Annotated in this window: 12 protein-coding genes; 7 read left to right on the top strand and 5 right to left on the bottom strand. The window is 64.4% G+C overall.

From position 1 onward, the window contains the following. Nucleotides 1-3: 3 nt before the first annotated feature. Entirely contained in the window at nucleotides 4-1,107 is a 1,104-nt protein-coding gene (locus QM801_RS00955; RefSeq protein WP_415017340.1) for a Gfo/Idh/MocA family protein, read from the bottom strand. Nucleotides 1,108-1,195: 88 nt separating this feature from the next. Between QM801_RS00955 and iolD the strand changes: the two genes are divergently transcribed. The 5 genes from iolD to QM801_RS00930 all read left to right on the top strand — a co-directional run bounded on the left by iolD (nucleotide 1,196) and on the right by QM801_RS00930 (nucleotide 6,517). Beyond that, a complete protein-coding gene (gene iolD, locus QM801_RS00950; protein WP_415017339.1) occupies nucleotides 1,196-3,085 on the top strand; it encodes a 3D-(3,5/4)-trihydroxycyclohexane-1,2-dione acylhydrolase (decyclizing) in 1,890 nt (629 codons plus the stop codon). Nucleotides 3,086-3,120: 35 nt separating this feature from the next. After that, complete coding sequence (locus QM801_RS00945; protein WP_415017338.1) at nucleotides 3,121-4,047, top strand: PfkB family carbohydrate kinase; 927 nt, start codon at nucleotides 3,121-3,123, stop codon at nucleotides 4,045-4,047. 9 nt (nucleotides 4,048-4,056) lie between these two features. Beyond that, the gene (locus QM801_RS00940; RefSeq protein WP_415017337.1) at nucleotides 4,057-4,899 is read left to right on the top strand and encodes a 5-deoxy-glucuronate isomerase; all 843 of its coding nucleotides are present in this window, start codon (nucleotides 4,057-4,059) and stop codon (nucleotides 4,897-4,899) included. Continuing rightward, nucleotides 4,896-5,735, top strand: coding sequence for a class II fructose-bisphosphate aldolase (locus tag QM801_RS00935; protein WP_415017336.1), 840 nt, complete (start codon nucleotides 4,896-4,898; stop codon nucleotides 5,733-5,735). Before QM801_RS00940 ends, QM801_RS00935 begins: the two co-directional genes overlap by 4 nt. Before the next feature lie 95 nt (nucleotides 5,736-5,830). Then, the gene (locus QM801_RS00930; protein ID WP_415017335.1) at nucleotides 5,831-6,517 is read left to right on the top strand and encodes an aspartate/glutamate racemase family protein; all 687 of its coding nucleotides are present in this window, start codon (nucleotides 5,831-5,833) and stop codon (nucleotides 6,515-6,517) included. Here the strand turns inward: QM801_RS00930 and QM801_RS00925 are convergent. From QM801_RS00925 to QM801_RS00915, 3 genes are all read right to left on the bottom strand, one after another. Further along, nucleotides 6,484-7,956, bottom strand: a complete 1,473-nt coding sequence (locus QM801_RS00925) for a UdgX family uracil-DNA binding protein (RefSeq protein WP_415017334.1) — start codon at nucleotides 7,954-7,956, stop codon at nucleotides 6,484-6,486. The genes QM801_RS00930 and QM801_RS00925 overlap by 34 nt on opposite strands. Beyond that, entirely contained in the window at nucleotides 7,956-9,182 is a 1,227-nt protein-coding gene (locus QM801_RS00920) for a putative DNA modification/repair radical SAM protein (protein WP_415020869.1), read from the bottom strand. Before QM801_RS00920 ends, QM801_RS00925 begins: the two co-directional genes overlap by 1 nt. 140 nt (nucleotides 9,183-9,322) lie before the next feature. Continuing rightward, nucleotides 9,323-10,705: a phospholipase D-like domain-containing protein gene (locus tag QM801_RS00915; protein ID WP_415017333.1), complete on the bottom strand. Its 1,383-nt coding sequence runs from the start codon at nucleotides 10,703-10,705 to the stop codon at nucleotides 9,323-9,325. Between the two features lie 107 nt (nucleotides 10,706-10,812). Here QM801_RS00915 and QM801_RS00910 point away from each other — a divergent pair, with 107 nt between their 5' ends. Next, nucleotides 10,813-11,634 (top strand): endonuclease/exonuclease/phosphatase family protein, encoded by an 822-nt coding sequence (locus tag QM801_RS00910; RefSeq protein ID WP_415017332.1) that lies wholly within the window; start codon nucleotides 10,813-10,815, stop codon nucleotides 11,632-11,634. Between the two features lie 40 nt (nucleotides 11,635-11,674). After that, nucleotides 11,675-13,537, top strand: a complete 1,863-nt coding sequence (locus QM801_RS00905; protein WP_415017331.1) for an AI-2E family transporter — start codon at nucleotides 11,675-11,677, stop codon at nucleotides 13,535-13,537. On the opposite strand, the gene QM801_RS00900 is transcribed toward QM801_RS00905, so the two are convergent. Further along, entirely contained in the window at nucleotides 13,534-14,970 is a 1,437-nt protein-coding gene (locus QM801_RS00900) for an aromatic amino acid lyase (RefSeq protein WP_415017330.1), read from the bottom strand. The two genes, QM801_RS00905 and QM801_RS00900, sit on opposite strands and share 4 nt — an antisense overlap. Nucleotides 14,971-14,984: the final 14 nt, after the last annotated feature.

Below are 14,984 nucleotides of genomic sequence, written 5' to 3'. Positions count from 1 at the left end.
CTCTCAGACATCGGATAGCTGAATCCATTGCCGCGTTTCGTGGGAGCGCCAGCTCGCCTCGATGAGCTGGTTCACGAGAACGCCGTCGTCAAATGTCGGCCAGCGCGGCTTGCCCTCGTGGATCGCCTGCAGGAAGTCGCGCGCCTCGATGATGATCTGGTCCTGATATCCGGTGCCGTGACCGGGCCCGAGGCAGAAGGGCTTGTAGTCTGGATGCAGCGGGCCTGTCAGGATCTTGGCGAAGCCCCGCCGTTCTTCGGGGCCTTCGGCTCGGTAGAGCCAGAGGGCGTTCTGGTCTTCCTGATCGAAGCGGATGGAGCCCTTGGTGCCGTAGATTTCGTAGGCGTAACCCATCTTGCGGCCGGTGGCGATGCGGCTGATGAAAAGCTGCCCCATGGCGCCACTGGCGAAGCGGCACATGATGGCGCTCTGGTCATCGTTGCCCACGGCCAGGCCGCCACGTGTCTTGTGGACCGTGGCAATGTCGGCCACGAGCGAGGTGATCGGCCCGGCGAGCGCCAGTGCTGCATTGAGAATGTGGGGCGAGAGATCACCCATGTTGCCGTTGGCGCGGCCCTGCGTCCGCCAGTCGCCGGGCATCTGCGGATCGGCAAGAAAGTCCTCGGTATGTTCAGCGCGGAGGAAGGTGATGTCACCGATCTCTCCCCGCGCGATGATCTGGCGGGCCAGTTGAGAAGCAGGCGTGCGGATGTAGTTGAAGCCCACCATGTGGATGCAGCCGCTTTTCGTCGCGGCCACCGCCATGGTGCGGGATTGTTCAAGCCCGAGACCCAGCGGCTTCTCGCAGAGCACGTGCTTGCCCTTGTCGAAGGCAGCCAGCGCAATCTCCTGATGGGTCTCCTGCGGACTCGCGATGACCACGGCCTCGACAGCAGGGTCGTCCACAAGTGTGCGCCAGTCCGCCGTGGAGCGCTTGAAGCCGAAGGCCCGCGCCTTCTCCGCCGCGCCCTGCTCGGTCGTGGTGCAGATCATCTCGAGGGAGGGCCGGTGCGCCGTATCGAACACGGCGCCCACGGCCCCCATCGCCACGGAATGGGCCTTGCCCATATAGCCGCCCCCGACGATGCCGATCCCGATCTGCCGCACGCCAGCCTCCCGACTGATTTATTGCAAGCGCTTGCAATGTGAGTACACACGACATAATCTCTTCCGTCAAGACGTCCGGGAGAGATCCATGCCGCAGCCGCCCCGCACCATCCGCCTGACCATGGCGCAGGCCCTCGTGCGCCATCTTGCCAGCCAATTCATTGAAATCGAAGGCGTGCGGCAGCGCCTCTGCGGCGGCGGCTTCGGCATCTTTGGCCATGGCAATGTCATCTGCCTGGGCGAGGCCCTGCACGAATTCCGCAAGGAGCTTCCCCTCTGGCGCGGCCAGAACGAGCAATCCATGGCACTTGCCGCCGTGGCCTATGCCAAGCAGAAGCTGCGCCGCCGCTTCATGTTCGCAACCGCCTCGGCAGGCCCCGGCACCACCAACATGGTGACCGCGGCGGCGGTTGCCCACACCAACCGCCTCCCCATCCTCTTCCTCTGCGGTGATACCTACGTGACCCGCCTGCCCGACCCCGTCCTGCAGCAGGTGGAACACTTCGGCGACCCCACCCTGAGCGTGAACGATACCTTCAAGAGTGTCTGCCGCTACTGGGACCGCATCACCCACCCCGCGCAGATCATCCAGTCGCTGCCGCGCGCCATCGCAACCATGCTGGATCCCGCCGATTGCGGCCCGGTCTTCCTCGGCCTGCCGCAGGACGTGCAGGGCTGGAGTTACGATTACCCCATCGCATTCTTCGAGGAGCGCACCCATCACATCCGCCGCCAGTCTCCCGACGCGCTTGAAGTGAAGGCGGCAGCCGATCTCCTTCGCGCAGCTCACAAACCCATCATCATTGCAGGCGGCGGCGTGCAGTATTCGGGCGCCACGGAAGACCTCGTCGCCTTCGCCGAGCGCCACAACATTCCGGTCGTCGAAACCATCGCCGGACGGGCCAACCTGCTGCACGGGCACCCGCTCAACATCGGGCCCATCGGCGTGACCGGATCGAACTCGGCCAACGCGATCGCCGCGGACGCCGACTGCGTGCTCGCCGCCGGCACGCGTTTGCAGGATTTCACCACCGGATCGTGGACAGCCTTCCACCGCGACGCGAAGATCATCACCATCAATGTCGGCCGTCACGACGCCACGAAGCACATGGCCACCGCCGTCGTCGGTGATGCCAAGCTCTCGCTCCAGCAGCTAACAGAAAATCTCGGCAGCCACCGCGCGCCACAAGCCTGGGCCGGCTTTGCAGACCAGGAGCGCCGCGCCTGGGACGGCTATGTCGACCGCAACACCTCGCCCACCACAGAGGAAGGCCGCAACCGGCCCATGTCCTATGCCCAGGTGATCGGCGCCATCAACGGCCTCTGCCATCCGCGCGACCGCGTTGTGGCCGCAGCGGGCGGTCTTCCGGCTGAGGTGGCCGCCAACTGGCGCACCCTCTCGCCCGGCACCGTCGATGTGGAGTTCGGCTATTCCTGCATGGGCTACGAGATCGCCGGCGGCTGGGGCGCGCGGATCGCCCAGATGGAATCGGAACCCGAGCGCCAGACAATCGTCTTCACCGGCGACGGCTCTTACCTGATGATGAACTCGGACATCTATTCTTCGGTGCTGAGCGGACGCAAGCTGATCATCATCGTCTGCGACAACGGTGGCTTCGCCGTCATCAACAAGCTGCAGAACAACACCGGCAACGTCTCCTTCAACAACCTCATCGCCGACTGCAACATCGAGGGCGAGCCCTTCGCCGTCGACTTCGCCACCCACGCCCGCACCATGGGTGCATCCGCCGAAGATGTGCACTCCATCGCAGAACTGAAGGAGGCCTTCGCCCGGGCGCAAGCCGCGAAGAAGACCTATGTCATCTGCCTGAAGGTCGATGCCTTCGATGGCTGGACCCAGGAAGGCCACACCTGGTGGGAAATGGGCACACCCTCCGTTTCGAAACGGCCCGAGGTGCTGAAGGCCCACGAAGATGTCGAAGCCCGCAGGCGCGAGCGCCAGCGGCAGGGCGTCTGACACAATGGAACGGTTGCGGCGGAACAGGTTTCTCGTTGTCGGCCGGGCCGGACTGGATTCTCTATGCCGATCCGCCCGGCACCGAGACCGAACACGCCACCCGCTTCACGGCGGCCCTCGGCGGCTCTGCGGCCAACATTGCCGTCGGCATCGTGCGTCAGGGCGGGCACGCAGCACTCTTCACCGCCATCTCGGACGATGCCGTGGGCCGCTACACCCTGAACGCATTGCAATCATACGGCATTGATACGCGTCACATCCATGCGGTGGGTGGTGAGGCCCGGAATTCGCTCGCCGTGGTGGAGACGAAGGCCGAGAACTGCCAGTCCGTGATCTACCGCAATGGCGCCGCCGACTTCGAAGTGACCGCCACTGCCGCTGCCGCCATCGACTACACCTCCTATGGCGCGTTGATCGTGACGGGAACGGCGCTCGCCCGAGAGCACTCGCGCAGCGCCACTCTGGAAGCCCTGAACCGGGCCCGCGCCCAAGGTCTCGTCACCATCATCGACATCGACTACCGACCCTATTCGTGGATCTCCCGTGATGAAGCCCGCGCGGTCTGCATGAAAGCTGCGAACCTCTGCGACATCATCGTCGGCAATGACGAGGAATTCGCCGTGCTTGCCGGTGGAGATGGCGGCGAGCGCCTCGCCGGGGCCATGGCGCAGGAGCACAACCGCATCGTCATCTACAAGATGGGTGCCAGCGGCTGCCGCACCTTTCACGGCAAGGAACAGTTCTTCACCGCACCCTTCCCCGTCACCGCCCTCAAGCCGACCGGTGCGGGCGACGGCTTCATGGGCGGACTGATCTCTGGCCTCGCCGCGGGTGAAAGCCTGCCCGCCGCCGTGCGCCGTGGTGCCGCCACCGCCGCCATCGTCGTCACCCGGGTGGGCTGCGCTCCCGCCATGCCGGACGCCGCCGAAGTTCACGCCTTCCTCTCCAGGTCAGCACGCTGAGGACCACCGATGCACATTCCACCCCACGACAACGGCAACCGCCCCATCATCGACACCGATGATGCGCGCGTGCCGCTGAACTACTTCAACATCGTCAAGCTCCGCGCCGGTCAATCCTTTACCTACCAAGTGCCGGGCTATGAGACGGCGATCGTCCCCGCGACCGGGCGGATCGACGTGACCGTGGAGGGAGAGTCCTTCAACGGCATCGGCCAGCGCGGCATCGATGTCTGGGATGGCGAACCGGAAGGCGTCTATGTCCCGCAGGGGGCCAAGGCCACGTTCACCTGCGTTTCGCCCGCGGCGGAAATCTTCATCGCGGGCGCGAAGTTCGATGGCGATCTTGCGCCCTTCGCGGTGCGCGCCGCCGATATCGATGTGGTGCAGTACGGCTCCGACGAGACCAAGACGCACCGCAAGATCAAGCATATTCTCGGCAGCAAGTATCACGGCAAGGTGGGACGGTTGCTGGTCTCCGAACTCTTCACCGTCGGACAGGGCGGCTGGTCCGGCTTTCCGCCCCACAAGCACGACACCGACCGTCTTCCGCTGGAGACGCGCCACGACGAGACCTACAATTTCCGCTTCCGGCCCAATCATGGTTTCGGCCTGCAACTCGTGCAGCGCGAAGACGGAAAGGTGGGCGACGCCTATCATCTGGTCGATGGCTCCACCATCATTCTCGAGCAGGGCTTTCACCCCTGTGTCGCGGCACCCGGCTACGAGATGTACTACTTCACCATTCTGGGCGGCCTCAGCCAGCGGCCGCTGGTGCAGTTCTTCCAGCCGGCCCACGCCTATCAGATCGAAACGATCCCCGGGATCAAAGACATGATCGCCAAGTTCAAATGACCGCGGCAACCCTGAGCGAGGTGCTGAAGCCGGCCATGGCGCGGGGCTACGCCGTTGCGGGCCTCGTGGTGCTCGGCTGGGAAGATGCGCTCGCCTTCACGGAAGCGGCGGAAGAAGCGGGAACGCCGGTGATCCTGCAGGCAGGCCCCGGCTGCCGCAAGCACACGCCCGTGCCGATCCTCGGCAAGATGTTCCGTCATCTCGCCGAGCAGGCGTCCGTGCCTGTGGTCTGCCACATCGATCACGCCCGCACGCTGGCGGAGTGCCAGGAGGGAATCGACAGCGGCTTCACCTCGGTAATGATCGACGGGTCGCATCTGCCGCTTGCCGAAAACATCGCCCTCACCCGCAGTGTCGTCGACATCGCCCGCCAGGTGAACGTCTCGATTGAAGGCGAGGTTGGCGTCGTGGGCTACAGCGGTGGTTCGGCCTCGAGCGCCACCTCGCCGGACGAGGCGCGCAGGTTCGAGGAAGAGACGGAAATCGACGCGCTGGCCATCTCGATCGGCAACGTCCATCTCCAGACGGAGAAACAGGCGGAGATCAATCTTGCCGCGCTCCGCGCCATACAGGCCGTCACCCACGTGCCACTGGTGCTGCATGGCGGAAGCGGCATTCCTTCCGCCACGCGCAGGCTTCTCGCCACGCAATACTGTGTGAAGAAGTTCAACATCGGAACCGAACTCCGCATGGCCTTCGGCACGGCACTGCGCGGCTTTCTTGCGGCGCAGCCGGGCGAATTCGACCGCAACGCCATCCTGAAGGCCACCATCCCGCAGGTGCGGGAAGCCGCGAAGAACATTCTGCTTGAACTGAACCCGCGCCGTCCCGGCTAGCCATCCGGTTGAGAGCGGGCCCTCGCAATGCACCTGTCGCCGTCCCGAATATCCTGTTAACAGGAAACCTTGAGCAGCTGTTGGACATCAGGGGCATGAAGACAATCGGCATTCTGGGCGGCATGTCCGCCGCCTCCACACTCGTCTACTACCGCCGACTGTGCGACCTCCACCGGGACGCGAAGGGCGGCCTCGCCTCTCCCGATCTTCTCATACGTTCGGTGGATTTCTCGGCCATCGAAGAGATGCAGCGCGCCGGCGACTGGGCCGCAGCCGGACGGTTTCTCAATCGAGCCGCGCGCGGTCTCAAGGCCGGTGGCGCGGAGATCCTGCTGCTTGCCACCAACACCATGCACAAGGTAGCGGACGCCGTGATGGAGGGTATCGACCTCCCCTTCATTCACATCGCGGATGCCACCGCCAGTGAGATCGTCAGCGCGGGTTTCAAGCGGCCCGGACTGATGGCCACCGCCTTTACGATGGAGCAGCCTTTCTACATCGAGCGCCTTGAAGCGGCCCGTCTCGCTCCAGTCATTCCATCACAGCCCGACCGTCAGACCGTTCACCGCATCATCTATGAAGAACTCTGCCGTGACGAGGTGCGGGACGACAGCAGGCTCCGCTTCCAGGAGATCGCGGAGCGGCTGGTGCAAGCCGGCGCCGACAGCCTCATTCTGGGCTGCACCGAAGTGGGCATGCTGCTCCATGCGGGCAATGTCTCCGTACCCGTCTTCGACACCGTCGACATTCACTGCCGCGCCGCGCTTGCTGCGGCGGGATGACCGGCGAGCGCCACAGCGGCCCGGATGTCCTGATGCAGCTGTGATATCAACTCGCGAGCGGCCTCTTGATCCGGATGCCGCAAGATGGCGGAGGGATGCAGGGTGGGCAGAAGCAAGCGCCCGTCTGCCGTCCTTTCGGGCTTGCCGCGCCGCGCCATGACGCGGCTGCCATCCCCGGTGAGGGACAGCAAAGCGGTCGCACCCATCGCCACAAGCAGTCCGGGCTGCACGAGTTCGATTTCCTGCGTCACCCACCACCTGCAGATTTCGATTTCACTGGTATTTGGCCGCTGGTGAATGCGGCGCTTGCCACGCGGCAGGAATTTGAAATGCTTCACCGCATTGGTGACATAAACAGCGGAGCGCGCAAGACCTGCCTGCGCCAGCGCCTCATCAAAAAGCTGCCCAGCCGGCCCGACAAAGGGGCGCCCCTCGATATCTTCGCGATCGCCCGGCTGCTCTCCGACAAACATGAGACGCACCTGTTGGGGCCCCTCCCCACACACCGTTTGCGTGGCATGGCGGCAGAGGTCGCAGCGCTGGCAATGACGGGCACTGTCGTGAAGCTCACCCAGGTTTTGAAATCCGCCTGCGGGCTCAGCCGGACGCTGGACGGCAGGCGCCTTCATCTTCTCCAGATGGGCCGGCGGCAGCGTCGGCATGGAATTGCGCATGGCCTGCGCCCGTTCGGAGGCTGTCCGGATGAGATCGGGGATCAACGCGGCCTCGGGCAGATTCTTCCAGTATTTCTTCGGCATCTCCGCCGTCATGGCTTTCACCTTGAGGCGGGCGGGATTGAAGATGCTGCCGTAGTAGGTGCGCCACAGGGTTTCGACATCATCGTGGTCCGGTGGCCGGGCTGCCTCCTCCGCAGAAAACGCCAAGGCGCCAGCGATGAAGGAGAGGCTGCCCCGCGGCGTGGCGATCAGCCAATCCATGTCTGCAAAACGGCGGGTGAAAAAGCCCGCCATGCGTTCCACGATATAATGCTCGGGCTCGAACCAGGCCGCGAAGCGCCGCCGTTCCGTGCCTTCGCCCGTCAACTCGCGGAAGCGTACGAAAGCCTTCATCTTGTGACAGTCGCGGCGGACCGATTTCGCCATGGCCTGCACCCGCGCCAGCAGCGGATCGGCCGGGTTCGACATGAGGCCCGGCTCTTTCACCACACAAAGCAGCAGCCCATAGAGCAGGTCATGCGCATCCGCGGCGGAGTGGCAGGCGGCGTCTTCCGCGAGGTCGAGGAACGACTGCGGCACGTTCAAGGCCGTGACCGATGGCGGGGGGAGTGGCGCGTCATCAACACCCGACAGCAGACTCTGCGGCGCATCATGCCGCCGCCACGATACCTCCTCGGCAGGCACGTTGCGCAGGGCAAGGTCCCGGGCCTGCGCGCGCCATACCGCGAAGGAACCGACCGTAGGAAGCCGCTGCTCACGCATCAGAGCAGAGACAGCTGTTCGGGCTGCACGAGCGACGCGCGGAGATGCTCGCCATCCAGCATGCCCCGCGGCGACCAGTCCCGCGCCACCAGAAAGGCCTTAGCCACCTTCATCTTCACCCCGAGGCGCTTGAGGTCCTCGAAGCCCAGTGTGGCATGGCAGCGGGCCGCGAGAATCCTCTTCACGGATTTCGCGCCCATGCCCGGCACACGCATGAGCAGTTCGCGGGGTGCCGCATTGACATCCACCGGGAAGGCGCCGCGGTTCCGGAGCGCAAAGGCGAGCTTGGGATCAACCGCAAGATCGAGCATGCCCTGCTCCGCTGTCGACGTCACCTCCTCCAGGGTGAAGCCGTAGAACCTCAGCAGCCAATCCGCCTGATAGAGCCGATGCTCACGCATCATGGGCGGCTTGATCAGCGGCAGAATGCGCGACGAATCGGGAATGGGACTGAAGGCCGAATAGTAGACCCGCTTCAGGCCATAACTGCCGTAAAGGGCCGTGGCCCGCGACAGGATCGCCGTGTCATCGGCGGCATCCGCCCCCACGATCATCTGCGTGCTCTGTCCCGCCGGGGCGAAGGTCTTGCTCCTCTTCGTGACCAGCGTCTTTTCCGATGACTCCGCGATGTGGCTGCGGATGCCGGCCATGGCCTTCTTGATCTCGGTCACGTCTTTCTCGGGCGCCAGCCGCGAGAAGGAGTCATCCGACGGAAATTCGATGTTCACCGAAAGCCGGTCGGCATAGCGCCCCGCTTCTTCGATCAGGGCGGGATCGGCATGCGGGATCGTCTTGAGGTGGATGTAGCCGCGGAAATCATGGGCGGTCCGCAACGTCTTCACCACGCGCACCATGTCGTTCATGGTGGCGTCCGGCGAGCGGATGATGCCGGACGAGAGGAACAGGCCCTCGATGTAGTTGCGGCGGTAGAATTCGATCGTCAGCGTCACGATCTCCTCCACCGAGAAACGGGCGCGCGGCACATTGCTGGACGCCCTGTTCACGCAGAAGGCGCAATCGTAGATGCAGAAGTTCGTCATCAGGATCTTTAGAAGTGAAATGCACCGGCCGTCCGGCGCATAGGCGTGGCAGATTCCGTGGCCCTCGGTTGATCCCAAGCCGCCGGAACTGTCGGAATGCCGTTTCGAAGTCCCGCTCGAGGCGCAGGAGGCATCGTACTTCGCCGCGTCGCTGAGGATTTCGAGCTTCTGTTGAAGGGTGAGCATTGTCATGTTCGCTTTTTGTTCTATCCAACTCCCTTGCTCCACTCAATGGCAATCTTGGCCGCAGGTTGCCGCGAAGCCCGGACGCAGCCGGAAGATGCGGTTTCCCCGCCCAATCGCCGGGGTTGAATGTCGCTTCGTGTTCAAAGCTGGCTCTCCAGCGGAAGGGCTCCGGCCACGGAGGCGATCAGACGCCGGCCCGGTCCGGCAAAGGGCTCATCACCCCGCGCGACGACCTTGCCTGCAGCATCGCTCCACACCATCACCTCATCCTGCACCGAAACGCGCAGGCAATGCGCCAGGTGCCGGTCAAGCTCGCGCCCCAGGTCTTCGCCCAAGCCTTCATCCTCGAAGAACAGTCCCATTTCCGTGTTGATCGATCTGGAGCGCGGGTCAAAGTTGAACGAGCCGAGGAACCCTTTCCCGCGATCGACCAGAATGGACTTGGTGTGGAGGCTCGCCTTGCGTGAGCCGAAGACCCTGATCTTCTCCCGCGGCAGCGTGGCGGGCTGCTCGTAGAGGTCCAGTCCTGCCGCCAGCAGGCGGCGGCGGTAACGGGCGTAGCCGCTATGGGCGATGACCACATCAGTTGCGGCCAATGAATTGGTCAGTACCTTCACGGTCACGCCGCGGGCCGCGACCCGTTCGAGCAGTTCACAACCATCCGTCCCGGGGATGAAGTAAGGCGACAGCAGCACCACCTCGCGCCGCGCCGACGCGATGAGCGCCTCGATCCGGGGGCCGACCCACTCCGGCCGTTCGCGGAGCACGGCCTTGGCGGGAGGGTCCGCCGCAATGTCCAGACGGGCAACGTCCTGCAGGGGATGCTGTCTGTCAGCATCGACAAACCGGCTGACCTCGCGGAGCAGCTCCTGCGCATCCTCACTGCTCTCCATGGCCCGCAGCTGGATGCGAAGGCGCGCGAGCTTCGCAGGGCTGCGGCCGATCAGCCGGGAGACTCGCCTGCTTGCCGTTGCGGTCCAGTAGGCATCGAAAATCGAGGCTGCTTCCGCCGCTCCCTCCCCTTCAACCTGAAGGTCGATGTCGTGGAAGTTTGTGCCACGGTCGAGGCCGAAATAGGGATCACCCAGATTGCGGCCGCCCACCACCGCATGGCGCCGGTCCACGACAAGGTTCTTGTTGTGCATGCGGTTGTTGGCCGCCACGAAGGTCGACAGGAAGTCGATCATGCGCAGGAGGCCGTTCATGCGGAAGCGCAGCGGATTGAACAGGCGGACTGCCACGTTGGGATGGGAGTCGAGCGCCGAAAAGCTGCCGTCGAGGCCTCCCGCGTTGAAGTCATCGAGGAGGATGCGAACCTTTACGCCACGGTCTGCGGCCTGTAGGACGGCCGCCATCATGATGCCGCCGGAAAGATCAGGCGCCCAATAGTAGTATTGCAGGTCGACCGATTGCACAGCCGACGCAATCAGCGCCAGCCGCACAGCCAATGCATCCTTGTCATTGCAGACGAGGCGCGTGCGGGATGACGCCCCGCCAGCGGGTGCAATCCGGACTTCCTGCAATTTTCTGTTTTCTATTGGAACAGCGACAGTCATCCTGCGTTAGTGTCTTTGCCTTCAACGCAAGTTGAACTCGCAGAAACGTGGTTGGTTCCAAGGCAGCAAGAACATTGGGCTCTGAGCATCAGCACGGCGGGCATTCGAACCTGCTCCGCGTTGCATCATACAACGTCCACAAATGCATCGGCATGGATGGCCGCTTTGATCCGCGCCGGGTGGCGGACGTCATTCAGTCCCTCGATGCCGACATCATTGCCCTTCAGGAGGCAGACGCCCGCTTCGGAAAAAAGGCAGGCCTGCTGGACCCCGGGTATCTTGAAGGACTGGGCGGCTACAAGATGGTTGCCAGCGCACCCGCGACAAGTCTCAGCCACGGCTGGCACGGCAATGTGGTGCTCTATCGCAAGGGCGAGGTGGAGCGCATCCGCCGCATCAGCCTTCCGGGACTGGAACCGCGCGGCGCCGTAGCCGTGGACTTCAAGTGGCATGGCCAGACCCTGCACTTCATCGCCACTCATTTCGGCCTTCTCCGCCTGTCACGCCAACTCCAGGCCAAGGCTATCCGGGACTATGTGCTGGAACATACCCGGGAGCACGTGGTGGCGGTGGGCGATTTCAATGAATGGCGGCAAAAGCGCCGCTCGGGCCTCACCCCCTTCGGCACCCTGCTGCGCGAGGCGACCGGTTGGCAATGCAGCTACCCCTCCGCCTATCCCGTGCTGGCGCTCGACCGCATCTTCATCAGCGACTGCATCGAGAGCGTATCGGCGCGGGTCCTCACCTCCGAACTTGCCGAGGTCGCCTCCGATCACCTCCCCATCGTGGCCGATCTCCGGCTGCTTGACGCGCCCGTGAGCACAGGTCCCGCGGCCTGGCCGGCAGGACCAAGACGCGTCCTCGAACTCATGCGCCGCCGCTGGACAGGAACCTAGTTGCGCCGTGCACGTTCCAGATGAAACGCGCAGGGGTCACGTGAAGACATTCCATTCCAATGCCGCCATGCCGGATGCGATCCGGCCTGCACCGCTGTCACAGGTGATGATGAACACCCTGCTGGCGTTCATCGCGCTCTCGGGCATTCTCTATTTCGCCCAGGATATCCTCATTCCGATCTTCATGGCGGCGCTGCTGGCCATTCTGCTCGCTCCTCTTGTGAGGCGCGTGCAGCTTGTCCTCCGCTCCAAGATTGCGGCGGTGGTGTCCGTCGTCCTCTTCACCTTCCTCATCCTCGCCACCGTCGGCGGCTTCCTCGGCGTGGCGGTCTCCAATCTCGCAGCCGAACTGCCCCAGTATGAATCGAACCTGCGCGAGAAGGCCGCGAACCTCAAGCTGCTCACCTCATCGGGTGACGCCTTCGAAAAGGCCGCCGATGTCATTGCCGGGCTGAACGAGGAGATCACGCGCAATGCCGAACGGCCGGCGGAGCCTGCGGGCGAGCCCGGCCGGAAGCCCATCCTGGTCGAAGTGCAGGAAAGCAACTACGGCGCTCTGCAGCCCTTCATCGATCTCTTCGAGCGCACCGCGCATCCCCTGGCGCAGCTCTTCATCACCTTCATCATGCTCGCCTTCATGCTGTTCAACCGGGAGGACATGCGGAACCGCTTCGTCCATCTCGCCGGCGTGCGCGACGTGAAGCAGACCACCATGGCGATCGACGATGCCACCACCCGCCTTGCCAACCTCTTCCGCACCCAGCTCATCATCAACGGCACGGCAGGCGCGGTGATCGGAACGATGCTCTTCATCCTCGGCGTTCCCGGCGCCTGGCTGTGGGGCACCATCACCGCGATGATGCGCTTTGCGCCGTATGTCGGCACGCTCATTGCCTCGGTACTGCCCATCGCCATGGCGCTGGCGGTGGGCGAAGGCTGGCTGCTCGGCGGCACGGTGGCTGTTGCCATCCTCTGCGTGGAAGTGATCGTCGGGCACCTGATCGAGCCCCTCGCCTTCGGAAAGACCACGGGTCTATCACCGCTTGCCATCGTCGTTGCCGCCATCTTCTGGACGGCGATCTGGGGCCCGATCGGACTCGTTCTCTCCACACCGCTCACCATCATGTTGCTCGTCATCGGCAAGAATATCGAAAGCCTGCGCTTTCTTGACGTGCTGCTCGGCAACGAAGCGGTGCTGCCCCCGCCCGTCGTCTTCTACCAGCGCATGCTGGCACGCGACGCCCTCGAAGCCATCGAACAGGCGGAGTCGGCCGGCACGGAAGAATCCCGGATCAGTTTCCTGGAAGATGTCGCCATTCCCGGCTTGCTGCTGGCGCGGGAGGACGAGCGCCGCGGCGTACTCGCCCGCGAACAGGCCGCATTGGTGGCCGAGACCTTCGCCGATACGCTGGACGAAGTGTTCGAGGATGATCTCGAGGCAGCGGGATCAACTGCTCCGATCACAATCGTGGCCGCCAACGGCCCGCTCAATTTCGCCGCCGCACTGGCCGTCTCGGCCTATCTGCGGGAGCGCGGCATATCCTGCCAGATGATGCCGCAAGGGTTCATCCTTGCGGGCCGTGCTGTCATCCTTCCGCCCGCGGTCACACGCGTGCTGATCTGTCATCTCGAGGCGCCGTCCCACTCCCGCGAGCGCTACCTCGAGCGGCGTATCCGCGCCCGCGCCGGCGAGGCAACGGACGTCGCGGTTCATTCGGTAGCATGGACGATGCGGCCCACGGATGCGCTGGCAGGCGATCTCCACTACCGGACGATGGCGCCGCAGGCCGTGGCCGACCTCATTCTCTCCGGGCCCAACACCCCGTCCATGGCTTCAGGGACAGAAACCGGAGCGGGGGGCCGCAGCAGACCTTTGCGATTGGACGCCGATCCGCAACCCTAAGGCTGCGCGGAATAGATGCGGGTCCTGAACGCCTCGGCAAGCCTCGCAATGTCTTCGCCCATCGGCACATTGTCGCCCTTGTCCGGAAAGTGCTTCGCAACAAGCTCTGCAATCGCCAGCACGGCTTCCGGCGCGGGGCGTCCGGTCACATCGAGCGCGCGCACCGCAATCGGTGCAAGCGTGGCCAGCGCCTGATCGAACAATTGACCGGCGCGATCCACTTTCGACCAGGCGAGGAACACCGGCGAGGCGATATCGTCCTGGCCGAAGCCGCCGCTTTCCGAGCCGGGCAACAGTGTCGGCTGCGCCAGCATCCGCATCTCCTCCTCATAGCCCACCAGCGCCATGGGCAGGCAGCCCAGATAGCTCCGCCCCTCGCCATACCCCAGGAAGGGCGGCAGCAGTGACGCAGACGTATCCTGCAGCTTCGCGGCGATGCGCCCGGCCAGCACGACAAGATTGGTGTAGGCCGCGACGAGGGCGTCCATCGCCGACACGGCCTGGATGTTGTGATAGCCACCGGTGCTGATCACCGGGTCTGCGCCCACCTGTTCGTCTTCCGGGATGACCACCGGATTGTCGGTGATTGCCATCAGCGAATGGCGGGCGATGTCTTCCGCCAACGACGCTGCGCGGAGCGCTTCGCCGAGGACGCGCGGCAGGATGCGGAGGCTCACCGGCGCCTGATAAGGCCGGCGCGGTCCGCCGTGCCCCGGGCCCATGAGGGCGCGGAGCAGCGACAGGGCCTCGGTGTCGTAAGGATTGTTCCAGTAGCCCTGCAACTCCGCAGCAAAATGCCCGTGGGGTGACTTGAACGCCTCTGCCGCCAGGGCAAAGACCTCGGCCGAGAGAGTGAGCCGTGGGCGGGCGGCCAGACTTGCATCCGCGATCAGGGCAGACGCCGCAGGCGAACCGTTCACCAGCGACAGCATGTCCTTCGGCTGCATCCGGTGCTTTTCGGAGAGCCGGAGAAAGAGATGCGAGAGCGACAGGATTTCCCCGGCCCCGCCCTGCCCGCGGGCGGGCACGGGTGGCAGGGGCGCACCATCCAGCATCGAGGCAACAGCATCCGCAAGCGCGGGCGAGGCAGCGGCATGGCCTTCAATGAAGTTGGTGAGGCGGGCGAACACGATCCCCCGCGCAACACGCTCCGGCACCGCATCACCCCATGACGCTGCGCGGTGGAAGGTCGGCTGCTCCGCATGTTTCTGGCGGGCCTCGGCATCAAGGCGACATTTCGCGTGATGGCCGTAACCCGTGTTCACGCCGTAGATGGTGATCTCGGGCCGCTCCGCGAGCCTCATCAGATAGGCGCGCGCCGCCTTCATCTTCTCCCGGGCCGCGGGCGCAATCTGGACGGGCGCTCCGCCCCAGGCCACACGTTTGTAGGTCTCCAGCGTGAAATCGGCTCTGGAGTTCAGCGTCACTGTCATGTTTCGGTCCTTGG

Source organism: Aestuariivirga sp. (genome assembly GCF_047600585.1).
Taxonomy (GTDB): domain Bacteria; phylum Pseudomonadota; class Alphaproteobacteria; order Rhizobiales; family Aestuariivirgaceae; genus Aestuariivirga.
This window is presented reverse-complemented; position numbering and strand designations above follow the sequence as displayed.